Source organism: Aquimarina sp. MAR_2010_214, from assembly GCF_002846555.1.
Taxonomy (GTDB): domain Bacteria; phylum Bacteroidota; class Bacteroidia; order Flavobacteriales; family Flavobacteriaceae; genus Aquimarina.
The window spans coordinates 3,746,292-3,765,516 of record NZ_PJMS01000001.1 but is presented as its reverse complement, the minus strand read 5'-3'; the positions used below and the strand labels follow the sequence as shown (position 1 = coordinate 3,765,516).

Sequence of the window (19,225 nt, the reverse complement as noted above, 5' to 3'; positions counted from 1 at the left end):
GTTTTTTAATTGATGATGAATGCACTTCCAAAGATATAAATTGAACATAAAACTAATTCTCCCAACAAAATAGAAATAATAAATACAGAAATTTTGATTTTAATAGCACCAGATAAGTAACAAATTAAATCTGTAGGTACTATTGGTATAAAAGACCAGAGAATAATATACAAGTAACCATTTTTACTCAATAATCTATTCTCTATAAGATTAAATTTAGTATTATCTCTTTCAAATATTTTAGAAAAACCAAGTGTATTTGAAAAAAAATAAATCAATAATGATGAGGCAAGAATCCCTATTAAAGAAATAATAAGCAACCAAACCAAATTATTAGGAAACAATAATACGCCAGCAAAAATTAGTGGTGTACTGGGCAATAAAAGGAAACCTCTTACAATATGCATTAAAAAATAAGCCATCCAAGCATATTTATGAAACTGTCTTACAAAAGAAGCAATTTTTTCTTTTGCAAACAGGTCTGGATAAATAAAATATATCAACAAACATATAGCAACAAGACCTATCCAGATGTACTTTATTATATATTTAAGCTTTGATGACATTTTGATCGTTTAAAATATGACGAATATGTTCAAAAATAGTTACACATTAAACCTCTTCTTCATAAAAAAACATCTCATATCTTTATTACATAGACGCTCTGTTTGAATCATAAAAAAGAAGCCACATCATGTGGCTTCTTTTTTATAAAAATAGGTAAGTTCAGGGGTTACTGATTAATTCTTAATCACCTGCTAATAGTACATAAGAACTTGTTACAGGAGATATATTATATTCTTTTATATTCTCTATATTTTTTAGGTGCTTCTCTGCTTCTTCAAAAGCTGTTTCTAAAGCACTCAATCGAGAGTTCTTACTTACAACAATTGTCTTTGTTATAGTATTTCCATTAACATATTCAATCGTCATTTTCCATTTCTTCAGAGAATGAACATTTTTATTCTGTGATTTCTTCTCTTCAACCTCTTTCTTATTTTCTTTTTTCCCCTTTTCTTCAGTGTTAACACCTGTTTTATAAGTAGTTGCATTTCCTATAGATACGCAAAATAAAGCTATTGCAAATAAAAGTTTCATAATTAGATGATTTGAATTTGTATGCTACGAATATACAAACATTTTTTTAATAATCAAATATTTTTTTAATAAAAATTTATTTGACTAATCAAATGTTATATGTATATTTGTTCTTATGATTAATAAGAAATTAAAAAGGCTCCTTAAAAAAAGTAGAGGAGCTAAAACGGTATACGGAATATCTAAGGCCTTAGGAGTTAGCCCACAGGCAGGAGATTATGTAGTTAAGCGAAAAGATTTGGTAAAAGATTTTGAACGGCTAAAGAAAATAGCTGATTATATGGGGGTAGAAATAAGAGATATCATTGATTATAAAGAGAAATAATTACTAACTTATTTCTCTTTTAATAATTTTTATTTTTAAAGACGGTATTTTTCTTTCTCTAATTGGTTTTTCTCTAATTAATGCACTATCAAAAATGATGTCAATAGTAAAGTGAAGCAAATCATAGCCACCACAAGAATATCAATTTTCACATATCTTGTATCCAAAGCCATTGGTGATTTTTTTGCTCTATACACTATTAAAAACTAAACATTTTGTTTTTGATGAAATAGATTTTCCTACTGTATTTTTTATAAACTGTTCGTCTTCATTAGTGACCAAAGAGCTCATAGTACACACTTCTTTACTTTTGCTTTATATCAACCTCTTCAAAAACTCTTGTTGTCTCAAGTGTATTAGAAACCTAGGATTAAAAAGAATATAAGTACGGTCAGCATTTCAATCTAAAAATCGAACAGGTTTAATCAAAAAAGCTTCCAAAAGATAAATCTTCTGGAAGCTTATATCATGTATATAAAAATTACTTAGTTATAATAAACTTTTTGGTAATCGTTTTGTTACCTGTATTGACTTCTAAAAAGTACATTCCATTAGATAAATGGGCTACATTGATTTTATCTTCCGATAATTGATCTTGCATTACCATTTGCCCCATATAATTGACGATTCTAAAAGATACATTTTTTTGATTTATATTTTTTATAAATAACACTCCATCTTTTATCGGGTTTGGATACAATACCAGATTATTTACCAAAGAAGGTTTATTTCCTTTAGAAAGTAGAGTTGTACTAATATTCACTGTATAATCCTCTACTTCTCCATGAGTAAAAGTATCACACGGCCCAGATGCTGTACTGTATTTCATAGACACACGCATCCTTGTATTACCTGCTACAGCTGTAGTAGGAACATCAAAATTAAAAGATTGATTATCGCTACTATTAGATAAATTTGACACAATCTGCTCAGCAGCATCAAAAGTCCCATTTTGATTATAATCAATCCAAATACTCCAATATTCTTTGTATGAAGCATTTGCAAATCCAGCACTTATTACAATTGTATTTGCTCCCGTTCCGATATTTGCAATTAAATTGGTAAAATCTCCATACCCTCCATCTGCAGCTGTCGTATTTGTAATACCACCTAATCCTACATAATCGATATATTCATAACTCACATTATTCCCTTTAGAAGCACAATATGTGATTGAAGTATCCGATGTAGTTGCACTAGCTGTATTACTAGATGAAGAAGTATTCCCTGCTGCATCTTTAGCTTTTACAGAAAAAGTATAACTAGTATTAGGAGTCAACCCAGTAACAGTATAACTAGTACTTGTTTCTGTAGTAACTAAAGTAGCTCCCTGATATATTTCATATCCCGACACTCCAATATTATCTGTCGAGGCATTCCAGGATAACCCAATAGTGGTCGAAGTAACCGACGATGTTGTTAGTCCAGTCGGTACAGAAGGAGCTTCTGTATCGGGAGCAGAAGATTTTATGCTAACATTATCTATTGCCATATCACTTCTAAAACTCGTTCCTGTAGTACCTTTAAATTGTAATTTTATTACTGACCCTGCATATGTAGTAAGATCAATTGTAGCTTGGTTCCAGTTATTTCCCAGATCTCCACTCTTTGTCCATAATGATGTATAATTAGCTCCATCATCTGTACTCACTAAGACTTCCATGGTTCCCATATTGGAACCATACATATGATATCCAAATTCTAACGAAATACCTGAAAGAGTCGCCAAATCAATACAGGGGCTATTAAGGAGTGCTTTTTTATTTGGACTTCCTGGCGGTGTAACATTTGTAGATGCCTCGGTATATAAGTAAAAAGTACCATCTTGAGCCGACGAAGGTCCCGTAGAGGACGAAGAAGTTCCTCCAGAATCTCGTGTCCAATTAATATCATCACCGGTAGCATTAGTCCAAAGGCCTAATCCAGTCTCAAAGCTTTCTGTATATGGAAAACTATTTATCCCTGTACAAGCTTGAGTATCCGTAGTTGTGAAATTTATCAAGGTACCATAAGGAGAACTTGCTCCTCCTGTACAATTGCTTCTTACCTGAGCCTCATATTGAGTTGTAGCGGTTAACCCGGTTATATTAATCGTATTTGTATTGGAAGATAAAGTAGTCCAATTTGAAATTCCTGTAGCACGATATCGTACATCATATGTAGCACCAGAGTTTGCACTCCAACTTAATGTTGCTGTAGTTGGTTGTATATTTGATGCTGCTAACCCTGTTGGTGCTACTCCGCCTATAGGCGTTAATTGAACGTTTTTAACCACTGCAGCATAGTCTGCCACTGTTACTCCTGTTAAAGTAAGTGATTCATAACATTCTGCTTCATACAAAATATTGTAAGTTCCTGCTTTTATAGGTCTGTAATAGTCTCCTTCTGGTAATTCTGTTGGTATCCAGGAATCATAGCTCTCACGACCTACAACTGTTACTTTTGCTTGTATCGGTTGGTTGGTTGCTGCATCAGTTACTACTCCGCGGATACCATAATTTATTTGTTTCAAAAATGCCAAAAGAGCTTCTCTATTATAGTTCCAAAAATTTACTAATTGATTAGCAGCAGGTGTTTTATTGTTTGACAATTCAACCGTTACTTCTCTTCCTTTTTGATTATATATCTGATAATCTTGTCTGCCTCCTTGTACCTCATACCAGGCATACCCATTTGTAATACCATTATTTTGTCCGGTAAAATATCCAGATGGACTATTGGCTTGACAATGATCTCTATATTCTTTAGATACGTATACAAAATAGTCCTCATCAGGGTGTGCTCCTGCGTAGGTATCCCATGGGTAATTGATTAATTCTATTCCTCCATGAAAATTAGCAGACAATACAAAATGTTTAGTATCAGCAAAATTCATAAAAGCGACGGTCTCTGTCTGATAAGTATTTCCATCAGGGTGAGCCCCATCATCAGGATCGGGATAATTTCTGTTTAAATCTACATTATTAGCATTTCCTCGGGTAGCATTAGCAATAGATGTGTTATTAGCACTATTACGATATGTACCATCGGGGTTTGCCAGTGGATTAATCCAAACCTCATTATTATCCAAAAGATTTTTAATCTCAGCATGTTTTGGATGACTTGTATTGTTATAAGCTCCAAGCAAATAATCAATAAGATTAAGCATCATAGGATAGCCTGCTACTTCATCACCATGCATAGTGGAAGTATACATTACTCTGGGTTCTTGCTCATTCTGGTTTACATTATCTGATAGTTTTACAAACAATAGAGATTTATCTCCTTCAACCGTAGCTCCGATATTTTCTACCTTACATAAGGACGGGTTACTAGTAGCAAAATCATTCATCATTGTTACATAATCAGCATATGTTGGATATGCAGTAAGTGGAAACGTAGCAGCTTTTATAGCTAAATCAGAAGTCATAGTTCTATATCCTATGATATTGTCTTCTGAAGTGACTGTAAAAGCAACTTTTTTTTGTAAAAAAGATGAAAACTGATTTTTATTAGCCATTGCTTTTACACTATTAGTATTTTCATCAAAATGAACAATAGCCAATTCTTTGGTAATAGTACTTAATTCTGATTTGTTGTTAATTGTGAAGCTGAAAATTACTTCTCCTTTTAAGTTCAGGTATTCATTAGCGAGCTCTTTATTACTTTTTTGCGCAAAAAGAGAAATGCTCATGGTGCATGACACCAACAGCATTAACATGATGTTTTTTTTCATTGGTTTTAAGAGTAGTTTAAATTGAGTTAATATTTAGGTTTTAATGATATTGTGTAATAAATATCAAAACTAAAGGTACTAAATTCATTGATAATTAGATAGAAACACTTTCTCTTTGTTTTAGAAAGCGTTTCTCCTAATCTTTTCTTATAGAAAACATTATGAAAAACAACGCAAAACAGTTACTATAAATACACTATATAACTATTCAGTTTGTTGTGGAATTTTCAGCTTTATAATCTTCTTTTTTTTTAGTAGTTTTCCTTAAAAAAAGACATTAAATACTTATATGTTTTTTCATTAAATATGCGATAAAATTTCTTAGTTTTTTTATGATTTAGCTGTCATGCCAGGTAGTGTTTCCAAAAATCATTAACAATAGCTATAAATACTTCCATCATTATAAATACACAAGTATTACACTCCTTAAAACCTCACAATAATATTAACAATGTTCATTAAAAAATATGCTCAAAATACCGTATATTTAAGGATAGATCTCTTCTTGTCAATACATTATATATGTAGACAATAAAACACACATTTTATTACTTAAAAACCTTTAAATCTAAAATTATGAGTATCTCACAAGCATCCCCAAAAAGTAAAATGGAAAGACCTAGTTTTAAGGACCAATATGATAATTATATTGGAGGAAAATGGACCTCGCCAGTAAAGGGCTTATATTTTGAAAACATTTCTCCGGTTGATGGGGTTAGTTTTACCAAAGTAGCTCGTTCTACAAATGAGGATATAGAACTTGCTATTGACGCTGCATGGAAAGCAGCACCAGAGTGGAACAATTCTTCTGCTACATATCGCAGTAATTGTTTATTGAAAATTGCAACAGTATTAGAAGAGAACCTGGAAGTATTAGCTCGGGCAGAAACCTGGGATAACGGAAAAGCATTACGTGAAACTCTTGCCGCAGATCTCCCACTGGCTATTGATCATTTTAGATACTTTGCTGGTGTAATTCGGGCAGAAGAAGGGTCGGTTAGTGAACTCGACGCAAATACGGTATCTATAAATGTACCAGAACCTCTTGGGGTGGTAGGGCAAATCATCCCTTGGAATTTCCCATTATTAATGGCTACATGGAAAATTGCTCCAGCGCTGGCTGCAGGAAACTGTGTGGTTTTAAAACCAGCAGAACAAACCCCCGTAGGAATCATGATTTTAATGGAACTTATAGAAGGTATACTTCCTGCAGGTGTTCTTAATGTAGTGAATGGTTTTGGAGTTGAAGCAGGTAAACCATTAGCATCAAGCCCACGTATTAATAAAGTAGCTTTTACCGGAGAAACTACTACAGGGCAGCTCATCATGCAATACGCATCAAAAAATATAACTCCGGTAACCTTAGAACTTGGAGGAAAATCCCCAAATATCTTTTTTGAAAGTATAATGGAAGCGGATGATGAATTTTTTGATAAATCTCTGGAAGGAGCAGTAATGTTCGCTCTTAATCAAGGAGAAGTATGTACCTGTCCTTCAAGAATTTTGATCCAGGAAAATATCTATGACCAATTTATAGAACGTGTTATCGAGCGTACAGAAGCTATTAAATTAGGACATCCTCTAGATCCTGAAACTATGATGGGCGCACAAGCTTCTAATGATCAATATGAAAAAATCCTAAACTATCTTTCTATTGGCAAAGAAGAAGGGTGTGAAGTACTAACAGGAGGAGAATCTGCCTATATCGAGGGTCTAGAGAATGGTTACTACATACAACCAACACTTCTAAAAGGAAATAACAAAATGCGTGTATTTCAAGAAGAAATATTTGGACCTGTAGCTTGTGTAACCACATTTAAAGATCAGGCAGAAGCTATTGAAATTGCTAACGATACACTTTATGGATTAGGCGCCGGAGTATGGACGCGTGATACACATCAGGCTTATCAGGTTTCAAGAGCTGTACAAGCAGGTCGTGTTTGGGTAAATTGCTATCATACTTACCCCGCGCATGCTCCCTTTGGAGGATATAAAAAATCTGGTATCGGTAGAGAAACACATAAAATGATGCTTAATCACTATCGACAGACCAAAAATATGCTTATATCATACGATAAAAAAGCAATGGGTTTCTTCTAAAAAATAAACAAAATGATACCACGTATTAGGATTACCGATGCAGCAAAAACTGTAATCGATACCCTTACTGCAAAACATGGGGAGTTGATGTTTCATCAAAGCGGAGGGTGCTGCGATGGCTCCTCCCCAATGTGTTTTCAAAAAGGAGAATTAATAATTAATGAAACCGACATCTGGTTGGGTAATATTTATGGTTGTAACTTTTATATGTCTAGAGATCAATTTGAATATTGGAAACATACACAATTAACCATAGATATTGTGCCAGGTAGAGGATCTAGTTTTTCTCTTGAAATCCCTATGGGAATTCGTTTTGTAATCAAATCACGGATATATACCGAACAAGAAATAGAACAACTAAGTCCTATTTATGTTGGTGAAGTATAGACGGTAGAACAGAAGTTTACGTCTATTATTTGAGATGTATTATATCAAAACTATAAAAGAAAAACTAGAAACGGGTATAAGGAATTAATTATGTTTACTAAGAAAATTAGTTATTATGAATTCCTACCAAAATCCATATGGTTTTATCAGATTCATTTTTCCATTTTCCAAAATCCTTAATTTCTTTAGATATCGAAAATCCTGCTTTTTGTAGTTCTTGCTTCACATAGTTTAGAGATAATGTATGCTTTTCTGTTTGCTCTGCTCTTGATGTATTGAGCATATGTTCTTTGAATTTTTCAATAATAACAATCCTTCCTCCCGGTTTAAGAGATTTTTTTATATGCCCCAGAATTTTCATGTAGTCATCCATCTCATGATATGTATCCATTACAACAACTACATCTAATGTATCATTTGGTAATTTGGGGTTATCATAATCCCCAACTATGGTTTCTATATTTTTAAGTTTACGATCATCAATATATTTATCTAATTTTTCAAGTCTATCTTCTCTTACATCTACAGCATATACTTTACCTAATTCTCCTACTTTTTGAGCCAGATGCATCGTAAGATAGCCTTCATGACATCCTACATCTGCAACTTCATTACCTTGATTTATTTCTGCAAGTTTAAAGATTTTGGGTACATTCATCCAGGTATCTCTTTCTTCCCAATCCGTTTTCTTATATTGGGCATAACCAATATCTACTATCAAAATCAAAACTGATAAAACCAAAAACTGTATTCGTTGTCTCATATCAAACATTTTTACGACTACTTCAGTTTTCAAATTACTTTTTAATTAAATACAGTAGGTTTATTTTATGAAAAGTTTGTGTTTTAACCGTAATTAATATTACTCTACAAACACTCGGTCTTCTCCCTTAAATTCTGGAGTTTGAACAGAAATTACTTTCAGTGGTATTTTTGATAAGACTTTTACCGCATGTATAGTTTGTTCAGGTATAGTAACCCAGTCTCCTTTTTGTACTATAATTTCTTTATCATTTAATTGCACACTGGCTTTACCCTCTAACACTAGTACTTGCTCGGTATGTTTTATATGTTTATGAGGTTTTACATTCTTTTTTATCCATATCATAAAAGTCGAAGTATGTGCATCAGTATACACTTTCTTGACTAATATATTATCATAGTTCTGATCAGGTTCAAAGTCCAGAATAGCACTTTTAGTTTGTGCCCAAAGCCCTGTAGAAATGATGATACAACAAATAAAAGATGTAATTTTCATGAGTTTCTGTTTTAGTGAATTAAACTACGGTTTTTCGGATTCAAATTTTGCTCCTGTTGGTGCACGATATTTCGAAAAAGGAAGTTTCAATAATTTACCCACATTTGCATTCGAATCCACATCTGGATATGTATCCACTCCATATATCAAATCTTCATTTTGTATCTTGGCAAAAGTTCCAAAAATTCTGTCCCAAATAGAAAAAATATTACCATAGTTGGTATCGGTATATGGCAATACATAATGATGGTGTACTTTATGCATATCCGGAGAAACTATAATCCAACTTATTATATCATCTACTTTTTTTGGTAAAGATATATTGGCATGATTAAATTGGGATAATACTACAGATAAAGATTGATACAACATAATTATACCTACGGGTGCTCCCACAATAAATACAGCCAGAGTAGTAAACAAAAATCGTATAACACTCTCTCCAGGATGATGTCTATTGGCTGTTGTGGTATCTACATGATTATCGGTATGGTGAATGAGATGAAACATCCATAATGGTTTTATGATATGCTGAACATAATGTGCTAACCATGCTCCTATAAGATCCAGTAAAGCAATACCAAGTATTATAGTAGCCCATTGTGGTAATGCTAGCCATTGCAATATTCCAAATTGATTCTCTACTGTCCAATCACTGGTTTTAAGTAATATAAATGCTAATACAAAATTTACTACTATAGTGGTTAGTGTAAAAAAAATATTTGGCCATGCATGCATAAACTTTTTATACTCAAATTTAAACAAGGGTATCGCATACTCTATAAGCCAGAAAAAGGTAATCCCTCCTACCAAAATTAGACTACGATGAGATGATGGTATCGTTTCAAAATAATCAATTATACTTTCCATAAACACAAAATATTCTATTTTTAATAATTAGCCAATTGTTTTTCTATAAATGTGAGTATTATACTACTTGTTTATCTCTTTAAGCAACCTTAAAGTTGCGTATTAAAAATATATACTTATATTTGCAACCATATAGTTGCGTATTAATATTAAAAACATAATAAATATGAAAGATGTAATAATCAAAGAAAAGATACTTAATCACCCTATTGATAAAGTATGGAACGCGATAACTGATGCTAAGGAGATTTCAACTTGGTTTTTGGAAGCTGATTTTAAAGCTGAAAAAGGGTATCAGTATATATTTAACTCTTCTGGTGAAAATTGCTCTCCTATTAAAGGTAAAGTAAAACAAGCAAATCCGTATACTTTAGTATATTCGTGGATTGTAACAGAAGCACCAATAGAAACTACTGTTAAATGGGTATTAGAAGAAACTGAAGGAGGAACTAAATTATACTTAGAGCATTCTGGTATTTCTGGTTACAAAGGAGAAACTGCTATTGAAATGTTTAACAATTTTGATGGTGGATGGGATAATTGTATTTCGGGATTAACGGATTACCTAAAACAAATGGTTCATGCAGGATAGAATCACCACAATATTAAAAGCTGTTGCAGATCCCACAAGGCGTGAAATTTTTCACGCTTTGGTGGTTGCAACTACTGCCCTTCCTATTACACAAATATCAAGTCAATTTGATATTAGTCGTCAAGGCATTACTAAACATCTAAAAACTCTAGAAGGAGCTGGTTTGATCCATATTGATACCAAAGGGAGAGAACGTTTTTGCTATGCTAATGCTAATCCATTAAAAGAAGTAAATCAATGGTTAAAGTTTTATGAGCAATTCTGGGATGGAGCTTTAGATGATTTAAATGATTATTTAGATAATCTGTCTTAATTTTTTTAAAGCTACTTACTTGAATCGTTTTCTAATTTTTCTGTAACCCATTTAATTGCTTCTTCAATATTATCAAAAGATACTATACCATCTTGATGAAACATGTTTTCTATTCTGATGCTTGTTTTTTGAAGTTCATTATATGTAACAGCAGCAAAAGCCTTCATATTAGGAAATACATCTTGTATTTTCATATAATCTATGGCCTCTAGTGAATATGAGTTTACTCTATGAGAGACATAACCGAAAGAGCGGTCACCAAAGTGTAAATTTGTTAACAAGGATAATACCTCTGCTTTTTCATAATCAAAACAAACCCCTTCTGCTACTTCAATTATCAGGTAATTCTCATAAAAAAAGACCTTACCCATCTCTAGATCATATTGCTTAATAATTTTGTCTTTTTTTATAGGTCTTGACATATGTAATAATCAGGTTTTAGAGTAAAGATAGAATTTGACAATCCAAGTAAACTTATATTAAATGTACTAATTCTTATCGATATTTTGATGCTTAGATGAATAGGTGTTCTTTTATCTATTTTATTCTTAAAAACAACCTCATGAAACCCTCTATTTGTATTTCAGAGAGTTTCTGGTTACATTGTTACAACAAAACAACTTAATATCAACAGGTTATGAAAACAACAATAAAAATACCAGTATGGTTCTGGATTATTAGTGTCTTAGCACTTTTATGGAATATCATGGGTGTAATGGCTTACATTGGTCAAGCTTTTATGACGGATGAAGTTTTGGCAACCTTGCCTGAAGGAGAACAAAACTTCTATAATAACACACCGGCTTGGGTAACTGCTGCTTTTGCTATTGCGGTATTTGCAGGAGCTATAGGTTGTATTGCGTTACTCCTAAGAAAAAAATGGGCCTCTCCTCTTCTACTTCTTTCGCTCATTGCCGTTCTTGCACAAGCTACTTATAATTTTTTCTTACAGAATTTTGTACAATTGTCTGGTAACCGGGTTATAATGCCAATCATAGTCATTATCGTTGCAATCTTTTTAGTTTGGTTTTCAAGAAATTCTAAGGCAAAAGGATTGATCTCGTAATAAAAAATATTCACTGTTTTATATATTAAAACCTGAATCTCAATTCAATTATTGATTCAGGTTTTTTTTATGATTTATTTTGTTTCCAAAGTCAAATCATATCATATTGATTTCGTCAAATTTTTGAATAGGATCACTAGTTTTAAGAAAGTTTAACTGTTTTTTTAACTCCATCTTAAAGACTAATTTGAGGTGTAAAGAGTTTAAACAATGTGCACAAATTAGATTAAAATCATAAACTCAAAATTAAACTCAAAATTAAATTTAATGAAAACACAAACCGTATTAAACCGATTTAAAATTGGAGTTTTGGCAGTTGCTTTATCTTTTGCTTCTTGTCAAAAAAATGAAGATTTTGAACAAATTCCAGACTCTAATGAAGGACAAGATCAATTTATCGAAAAGTATTTCTTAGGAGATCGTGTTCTTGTAAAAAAGGAAGATGATGGAACTTATAGTCTTCAAGGAACTGATGCTAGGTTATTTGAAGATCAGTTAACTGATACAGAAATTCCTATCTCTAATAAACTAGAGCCAGATGCTGGAATAAATGCAAAATTAGGACTCGGTGGAGGTGTTCGTAAATGGACAAATAATACTGTGGTTTATCAAATCAATGGATTGAGTCAATCTGTAAGAAGTGAACTTCAAAAATCGATGGATGAATGGACCAGCAAGACTAATGTTCGTTTTAAAGAACGCACCAATGAATCAAACTATGTAACCATTAGTAGTAATGGAGATAGCTGTAATTGTGGTGTTGCAACTCTGGGAATGAATGGATCAAGAGGATTTATTCGTTTAGGTACTCGTACAACAGCTGTTGTGATTATTCATGAAATCGGACATACTCTAGGATATATCCATGAGCAAAACCGTTCTGATAGAGATAATCATATCATCATCAATTTTGATAATATTCAGAATGGAGCAAAGGACCAGTTTTACAAAAGTAATTCTGCAACTTTGGTTACCAGAGATTTTGATATCAAATCTACTATGATGTATGGAAGTTATACTTTTAGTAAAAATGGGCAACCAACCATAACAGATCTTAACGGAAATGTTTTACCAAGAAGACAGGCTGCTATTTCAGCTCTTGATATTGAAGGAACTAACAAAGCATATCCATCTGATGGAGGTAATCCTCCTGTTGGAACAAACCCATGTAAAGGTGTTGCAGAATGGGTAAGCGGTCAAAGCTATTCTGTAGGAGATAAAGTAACATACCGTGGATTCTTATACGAAAGAGATTTTGCAAGATGGAACCGAATCGCAGAATGTAAAGAAACAACTCCTAGTGCAGATATTTGCGATGGAGTTAGTGAATATGGTAGAAACAACAATTATGCAGCTGGCGCTAAAGTAGTCTATAATGGATTTTTATATACTTTAGGTACCAATGGAAGATGGAGCAATAGTGGACGTTGTGGCTCATAAACATTTTTTGTCTTAAGCTAAAAAAGAAAAAGGGTTGTCTAACGACAGCCCTTTTTATAGTAATAATACATCACAGTATGAATTTTTTCATGATACATCAACATCTTCAAGTTCCTTAAATAATGTCTCCGCAGAATTTATGTTGTTATTATAACACTTACCAACCCATCGCACAAAAACAATAAAAAATATGATTGCAACCGGTATAGCGATTGCAAACGGCCAAAGAGATTTAGTTTCAGAAAATAAGTCTTTATTATTAATAATTTTTGATGTAACAGGCATAATAACAAACATCAAAACAAACCCTAAGTAAACTCCCATTTTGGTAGCAACCTGAAAGCGTTTTTTACCTTTACTATATTCAAGTAATGTTTCCTTATAATTATTTCTAGCAATATTTATTTTTCTCATTTGATAAATTGATTTTAACGATAGAATCGGTAAAACTAGTAGTATGACTGTTGATATTATTCCTGATAATAAGGTATACCAGTTATCTAGTTTATTAAGATTGACTAATATCAATATTACTACACTATAACATATGATTGCTCCTATCATCTCTGGATATGCTATTTTATTTAATTTTTTCCTGTATTGATCTTGTGTCATCATAATAATCATTTTATCAGTTAACTTCTTTTGTTTATCTATCTGGTCACTCATCTGAGACCAAACTGTTTGCATTTCCTCCAATTCCATCTTCTCTTATTTTTTTTCAATTTTTGTTTTCAATTTTTGTTTAACTCTAGAAATTCTGGTTCCAACATTAGTTGGAGACAAACCGGTTATCACAGCTATTTCTTCATATTTCTTACCTTCCAGGAGCAGTAAAATCAATCCTTTATCCAATTCATTAAGGTCATGTATATGAGCGTATAATTTTTTCAATCGTTCTTCAAATTCTGTATCATATTGTTCGGTTTGCCGCATTATCACATCATATATTTCTATTTGATTTCCCCTTCGTTTTTCCTTTTTCAACCTGGTAATAGCTGTATTAAGACCTACACGATACATCCAAGTACTAATTTTAGAGTTTCCTTTGAAACTATCATATGATTTCCATAGCTGGTAAACAATTTCTTGGTAGAGGTCTTTCTGATCCTCGTAATTATTAGTGTAAATAGTTGTTATCTTAAAAATAACTCCTTCATTCTCCTTAATAATCCGAGTAAACTCGTATTCTTTACTCATATAAACCTACTTTTTCCTTATTAGTATAGGGTACATCAAAAAAATCACAGAATATGCTATAAATATTTTGTAAAATACCCACTGTGCATTTAGAAATTAATAGTATAAAAAAGCGTCAATTCGAGTGGTTTTTCGAAATAGAATGAAGAAAAATTGTACTTCGGCAAGCTCAGCAGAACTATCGAGAATAGCTTTTTTAATTCAAAATTCTCGTCATCCTGAGCGTGTCGAAGGGCTCGATACACTTCTTCCTTTGGTCGAGCACTCGAATTGACGAATTTCGAATTAAAAAATCTCAAATGCACAACGAGTTATGAAATATTAATTATGCTATTAGAATGTTCTGAAAAATAAGCTATCGTGAATGAAATGAATAAGTTCTTAAAATAGTTATATTTTAATCTTTTACCACGATCAATGTAGCTTTAACCCCGGTGGTGAGATTCCATTCACTACTTGCGAGTAGATTACCTTTGTCATCATAAAGTTGAAACTCTGCAGTATTAGGGCCGGATTCTCCTTGATTTAATGCTTGTATATCTATCTTATTAAACCCCTTAATAAGATCAACTGAGATTCCTTTAAAATCTCCTGAAAGAAATATTTTTGAAACAATAACAGCATCATTAAGATAGATTCTTACCACATCTCCATCTACGTACTGATGATCTCTGTACATCAACCTTACAAATTCTCCATTACTCTTAAAATCACCCAGGTACTGATTACTCTTATACTCTTCTTTGATTTCATTATCTTTTTTAAACCATTTTGGAACAGGATCAACTTTGGGTTTAAAAAAACCATCATTACCAGTCATATCAAAAGTTGACTTATTACGACCATATTCCATTAATGCTTTTGGAGTTTTATATAAAGACGAATCATTATTCAAATTTGGATTTACCCCCTTAGAAAGGCTATACTTATTTGTGCTAAGGTCACTTTTAGCGTCAATTCGTAAAGAAGTAGAGTTTTCTATTTGAGCATGCATTACCATTCCCATACATAACAAAAAAACTATCAAAAAATTAGCTTTCATATATTTTATGCTGCTCATTATTAATTTTAAGTAAAGATAAATAATATAGGGCTTTAAGACTGTTAATTGAATATAAAATCTTGTTTTTTATCAATCACTAACTACTAATAAAGACGTTGCAAACCTTTAATAATTACAAGTGTTAATAATATTGGTTCTGTTTGCTAATAACCAATTGTTCATATCTGAGGTGTTTTTATGCTTATTTTGAAGAATAACAAACTATGAAATACTATATGTTTTGACAAATAAACGATTAAATTTAGTCTTCTAACCCTAATAATTTTACGGTAAACCATAAATTATTAGAAATATGTAAAAAAATACCCCAACAAACTTGTAAGATAAACCTTATATTTATTATTTTGTTGTTAAAAATAGGTATGATCAATTATGTTATCGGGGAATACTTCTGGCCATGCTCCTTTTTTTGTATGTACAATACAGAAAAGTTATCAAAAAGCTTGATGAAAAGGATAAAGAATTGAAATCTTTAAACAAAGTAACGGAAAAGCAGTTTCGGTTGCAACAGGATCATATTTCTATTCTTAGTCAGGAATTGAGAACACCTTTATATGGAATAATGGGATTGGCTAATCTCCTGGAAGAAGAATACCCTGACCTTAAAAATGATAAAAACCTGAAATCATTAAAGTTTTCTGGGGATTATCTTTTTACACTTATAAATAATGTACTACACGTTAATTTTTTGGATTCTGAAGAGATTACCGTGCAAAACATACTATTTGATATAAAAGAAGTTACTCAAAATCTTATACATTCATTTAGTTATGCTACAGAGAATAGTGATAATGTATTACACTTTGAATTTGATTCTGAAATTGATCAAATGATTTATGGTGATCCTGCCATTCTTTCTCAAATACTTATGAATCTGGTAAGTAATGCTTTACGTTTCACTAAAAATGGAAACGTGTATTTCTCTGTAATTTTAATTAAGAAAAACGAAGGTATATCTACTATTTCTTTCAAAATTAATCATGATGGAGATGAACTTTCAAAAGAAGACAAAAAATCTATCTACCAAGAGTTCATTAATGTTGGAAATGCAAAAAAAACATACCTTGGCACAGGAATTAATTCAAAAATTATAAATAGACTTGCTTCAGCAATTGATGCCGAAATTATTATTCAAAATGATTCTCATGTAGGATCAGAGTACGCATTAGTCATTGATTTTAAATCACAACAAGAAATCAATAAAGAGGAGATAAACCGTGATAATACTTCTTTTAATAACTCTATAGCTTCAAAACATAAGGTGCTAATTGTAGATGACAATAAATTAAATCTCTTGATTGCAGACAAAATATTATCAAAAGAAAACTTTGATTGTACAACTATAGATAATGGATTTGATGCCATAGAATTGGTTAGAGAGAATGAGTATGATATAATTCTTATGGATATCAATATGCCAAAATTAAATGGAATAGGTACTACAAAGAGAATACGTGAGTTTAATACAAAAACACCAGTCATTGCTATAACAGCTGTAGATGTTACCCAGCTAAATAGGCAGATCGTACAGGCAGGATTAAACGATTATATATTAAAACCTTACAACAAAAATCATTTATTAGATATGATTCATAAACATATAAACAATCCGATACCTACACGCTAATCAGTTTATGATTATTTGTTGTCCAATTTTTAGTACAGAGTTATATTTTAACGAATTAGTTTTACAAATTTCAGAAACTGCCAGCCCATATTTATTCGCTATTCTATGTAGAGTATCCCCTCTACGTACAGTATAAATCTTTTTTTGCTCTTCTTTAATTCGTGCAATATCTTCCATTGTTTTATGAATAACTATTTTACTCATACGAGTAGATTTATGATATCTGGGTGTCATCCATTTCTTAGTTACAAAAAGAGTATTTGATCGAATTTTTGTATCACTGGCAAACTCGAATAAATACTCTGGATTAATACTTTTACCATGATATCGTACTTCTAAATGTAGATGGCTACCTCTAGCATTTCCTGTAACCCCACCTGTACCTATTGTTTGTCCTTTTTTTACCTCTTCATTCTCTTTTACCAATGATTTTGATAGATGGGCATATACTGTCTCTAATCCATTATGGTGTCTTACGACTACTGTATTTCCATGTCCACCATGATATCCAACATATCGAATTTTACCTTCCAATATTGATTTCACACTATCTCCAACCTGAAGATCAATATCTATACCTTGATGCGGTCTCCTTCTCCTCCATCCATAACGAGAGGTAATCACCATTTTACGATCAACGGGAGGTGAAAAATCTTCATCTTGAAATGCTAACTGAAAAGGAAATGTAAGATTTTCATTCCAATATGGGTTAAACTGCTGATTGTCCCATTTTGTAGTATACGTTTCTAAATTTTCCTGTGAAATATTTTTATCAGAAGGATAGTTATTATTCTTTTTAGGGTAAATTGGTAAACAGATGATCTCACCTTGTACGACTATTTTTTTATGATCTACGGGAATATTTTCTGTTTGCTCCAAAGTTTCCTGTGCTACTACCATAAGGAATGGTGAAAATATCAGGAAACAAAATACAAGTCTCTTTTTAATTAAAAACATCAATTATCGTTATACTTTTTTAGTAATTAAAGTAGACCTGGGTATAGGATTTATGTTCTACAATATAACTGTAAAAATAATACGTTATTACAATAAATTAATATTTTATTACCTTATTATATACTGTTCTCTTTCGGTAGTTGCTTTATAATTCTGATAATCAACCTATTATTAAACACAAGCCATATAGACTTTCCGTACGTCTTTTACGGGATAATATGTATTTGAAAAACCATTAACACTTTTTAAGAAATTCATATGAAAACATTAATAATTATTAAAACAATAAATGACCTCAGTAATAGTTAGAATAACACTAATTATTAATTAAATAACCATGAAAAGATCGTTCACATTTATTGCTTTGTCAGGGGCATTAATCATGACATCGTGTGTGTCAAAAAAGAAGTATGTTGCATTAGAACAAGAATTACAGGATACACGTAGTACTTTACAAAAAACTTCAGTTGAAAAAGATGAATTGGAAGGCAAATTTGCTAAAATCGAATCTAGAGTAGCTGATTATAATGCAAAGATCAATTCTTTAAAAGACGCTAATGATGAAAAAATGGTAATGGTAGAAGATGTTGCTGCAATATCTAATAAAACCAAAGAGAAGATGAAAGCAACATTAGCCAAAGTTGATCAACAAAAACTTCAGGGAGCTAAATCTCTAAAAGATTCGATGAATTTGGCAGTGTCTCACAACTTAAAAAATTCTTTATCAGATGATCTAAAACAAGATGAAGATATTTCTATAGATATTGATAATACTGTAGTAATGATATCAATATCTGATAAAATGTTATTTAATAGTGGAAGCTATAGAATAAGTAACAAAGCTGATAATGTATTAAAAAAATTAGCTGACGTAATTAACTCTGAACCAAGTATAGAGGTAATGGTAGAAGGTCATACTGATCCAAGAACTATTAGCAATGCAGTTGTACGAGATAACTGGGACTTAAGTGTAAAAAGAGCAACATCTATTATTAGAAAACTACAATCTAGTTATGATGTAGATCCAGCCAAATTAATAGCCTCTGGAAGAAGTAGTTACAAACCTCTTGTAGAGAATGATACCGAAGAAAATATGGCAATCAATAGACGTACAAGAATCGTTCTATTACCAAATATGGATAAGTTTTTTGCTATGTTATCTTCTAACTAATAATGAAGTTAATCTCATATTAATGAAAAACGGGATGAATATA

At 31.7% G+C, this 19,225-nt stretch carries 20 protein-coding genes; 9 read left to right on the top strand and 11 right to left on the bottom strand.

Annotated features, from left to right (window positions below):
• Positions 1 to 5: 5 nt before the first annotated feature.
• Together ATE84_RS16185 and ATE84_RS16180 are read right to left on the bottom strand one after the other, a co-directional pair.
• Positions 6 to 566 (bottom strand): TVP38/TMEM64 family protein, encoded by a 561-nt coding sequence (locus tag ATE84_RS16185; protein ID WP_101448954.1) that lies wholly within the window; start codon positions 564 to 566, stop codon positions 6 to 8.
• A gap of 181 nt (positions 567 to 747) precedes the next feature.
• Entirely contained in the window at positions 748 to 1,098 is a 351-nt protein-coding gene (locus ATE84_RS16180; RefSeq protein ID WP_101448953.1) for a hypothetical protein, read from the bottom strand.
• A gap of 115 nt (positions 1,099 to 1,213) precedes the next feature.
• On the opposite strand from ATE84_RS16180, the gene ATE84_RS16175 reads away from it, so the two are divergent.
• Positions 1,214 to 1,423 (top strand): hypothetical protein, encoded by a 210-nt coding sequence (locus tag ATE84_RS16175; RefSeq protein ID WP_101448952.1) that lies wholly within the window; start codon positions 1,214 to 1,216, stop codon positions 1,421 to 1,423.
• Positions 1,424 to 1,904: 481 nt separating this feature from the next.
• Here the strand turns inward: ATE84_RS16175 and ATE84_RS16170 are convergent, their stop codons facing one another.
• Positions 1,905 to 5,138 carry a M14 family zinc carboxypeptidase gene (locus ATE84_RS16170; RefSeq protein ID WP_101448951.1) on the bottom strand — a complete coding sequence of 1,078 codons (3,234 nt, stop codon included), beginning with the start codon at positions 5,136 to 5,138 and terminating at the stop codon, positions 1,905 to 1,907.
• 576 nt (positions 5,139 to 5,714) lie between these two features.
• On the opposite strand from ATE84_RS16170, the gene ATE84_RS16165 reads away from it, so the two are divergent.
• Together ATE84_RS16165 and ATE84_RS16160 are read left to right on the top strand one after the other, a co-directional pair.
• Positions 5,715 to 7,238: an aldehyde dehydrogenase family protein gene (locus tag ATE84_RS16165; RefSeq protein WP_101448950.1), complete on the top strand. Its 1,524-nt coding sequence runs from the start codon at positions 5,715 to 5,717 to the stop codon at positions 7,236 to 7,238.
• A gap of 12 nt (positions 7,239 to 7,250) precedes the next feature.
• The gene (locus tag ATE84_RS16160) at positions 7,251 to 7,625 is read left to right on the top strand and encodes a DUF779 domain-containing protein (RefSeq protein ID WP_101448949.1); all 375 of its coding nucleotides are present in this window, start codon (positions 7,251 to 7,253) and stop codon (positions 7,623 to 7,625) included.
• A 106-nt stretch (positions 7,626 to 7,731) separates the two neighbouring features.
• On the opposite strand, the gene ATE84_RS16155 is transcribed toward ATE84_RS16160, so the two are convergent.
• From ATE84_RS16155 to ATE84_RS16145, 3 genes are all read right to left on the bottom strand, one after another.
• The gene (locus ATE84_RS16155; protein WP_101451065.1) at positions 7,732 to 8,388 is read right to left on the bottom strand and encodes a class I SAM-dependent methyltransferase; all 657 of its coding nucleotides are present in this window, start codon (positions 8,386 to 8,388) and stop codon (positions 7,732 to 7,734) included.
• 99 nt (positions 8,389 to 8,487) lie between these two features.
• A complete protein-coding gene (locus ATE84_RS16150; protein WP_101448948.1) occupies positions 8,488 to 8,883 on the bottom strand; it encodes a cupin domain-containing protein in 396 nt (131 codons plus the stop codon).
• A 24-nt stretch (positions 8,884 to 8,907) separates the two neighbouring features.
• Positions 8,908 to 9,753: a sterol desaturase family protein gene (locus ATE84_RS16145; protein ID WP_101448947.1), complete on the bottom strand. Its 846-nt coding sequence runs from the start codon at positions 9,751 to 9,753 to the stop codon at positions 8,908 to 8,910.
• 166 nt (positions 9,754 to 9,919) lie between these two features.
• Between ATE84_RS16145 and ATE84_RS16140 the strand changes: the two genes are divergently transcribed.
• Together ATE84_RS16140 and ATE84_RS16135 are read left to right on the top strand one after the other, a co-directional pair.
• Positions 9,920 to 10,345: an SRPBCC domain-containing protein gene (locus tag ATE84_RS16140; RefSeq protein WP_101448946.1), complete on the top strand. Its 426-nt coding sequence runs from the start codon at positions 9,920 to 9,922 to the stop codon at positions 10,343 to 10,345.
• Positions 10,335 to 10,658 carry a helix-turn-helix transcriptional regulator gene (locus tag ATE84_RS16135; protein WP_101448945.1) on the top strand — a complete coding sequence of 108 codons (324 nt, stop codon included), beginning with the start codon at positions 10,335 to 10,337 and terminating at the stop codon, positions 10,656 to 10,658. Before ATE84_RS16140 ends, ATE84_RS16135 begins: the two co-directional genes overlap by 11 nt.
• Positions 10,659 to 10,669: 11 nt before the next feature.
• On the opposite strand, the gene ATE84_RS16130 is transcribed toward ATE84_RS16135, so the two are convergent.
• Positions 10,670 to 11,080, bottom strand: coding sequence for a hypothetical protein (locus ATE84_RS16130; RefSeq protein ID WP_101448944.1), 411 nt, complete (start codon positions 11,078 to 11,080; stop codon positions 10,670 to 10,672).
• Between the two features lie 215 nt (positions 11,081 to 11,295).
• Here ATE84_RS16130 and ATE84_RS16125 point away from each other — a divergent pair, with 215 nt between their 5' ends.
• Complete coding sequence (locus ATE84_RS16125) at positions 11,296 to 11,724, top strand: hypothetical protein (protein WP_101448943.1); 429 nt, start codon at positions 11,296 to 11,298, stop codon at positions 11,722 to 11,724.
• Positions 11,725 to 11,991: 267 nt separating this feature from the next.
• A complete protein-coding gene (locus ATE84_RS16120; protein ID WP_101448942.1) occupies positions 11,992 to 13,164 on the top strand; it encodes a M12 family metallopeptidase in 1,173 nt (390 codons plus the stop codon).
• Between the two features lie 87 nt (positions 13,165 to 13,251).
• Here the strand turns inward: ATE84_RS16120 and ATE84_RS16115 are convergent, their stop codons facing one another.
• The 3 genes from ATE84_RS16115 to ATE84_RS16105 all read right to left on the bottom strand — a co-directional run bounded on the left by ATE84_RS16115 (position 13,252) and on the right by ATE84_RS16105 (position 15,406).
• The gene (locus tag ATE84_RS16115; protein ID WP_101448941.1) at positions 13,252 to 13,869 is read right to left on the bottom strand and encodes a hypothetical protein; all 618 of its coding nucleotides are present in this window, start codon (positions 13,867 to 13,869) and stop codon (positions 13,252 to 13,254) included.
• Between the two features lie 6 nt (positions 13,870 to 13,875).
• Positions 13,876 to 14,364 carry an RNA polymerase sigma factor gene (locus ATE84_RS16110; RefSeq protein ID WP_101448940.1) on the bottom strand — a complete coding sequence of 163 codons (489 nt, stop codon included), beginning with the start codon at positions 14,362 to 14,364 and terminating at the stop codon, positions 13,876 to 13,878.
• 397 nt (positions 14,365 to 14,761) lie between these two features.
• On the bottom strand, positions 14,762 to 15,406 hold the full coding sequence (locus ATE84_RS16105) for a hypothetical protein (RefSeq protein ID WP_101448939.1): 645 nt from the start codon (positions 15,404 to 15,406) through the stop codon (positions 14,762 to 14,764).
• Between the two features lie 418 nt (positions 15,407 to 15,824).
• Between ATE84_RS16105 and ATE84_RS16100 the strand changes: the two genes are divergently transcribed.
• A complete protein-coding gene (locus ATE84_RS16100) occupies positions 15,825 to 17,054 on the top strand; it encodes a response regulator (protein WP_101448938.1) in 1,230 nt (409 codons plus the stop codon).
• Here the strand turns inward: ATE84_RS16100 and ATE84_RS16095 are convergent, their stop codons facing one another.
• On the bottom strand, positions 17,055 to 17,954 hold the full coding sequence (locus tag ATE84_RS16095) for a M23 family metallopeptidase (protein WP_158237268.1): 900 nt from the start codon (positions 17,952 to 17,954) through the stop codon (positions 17,055 to 17,057).
• A 394-nt stretch (positions 17,955 to 18,348) separates the two neighbouring features.
• Here ATE84_RS16095 and ATE84_RS16090 point away from each other — a divergent pair, with 394 nt between their 5' ends.
• A complete protein-coding gene (locus ATE84_RS16090; protein WP_101448936.1) occupies positions 18,349 to 19,182 on the top strand; it encodes an OmpA family protein in 834 nt (277 codons plus the stop codon).
• Positions 19,183 to 19,225 lie beyond the last annotated feature (43 nt).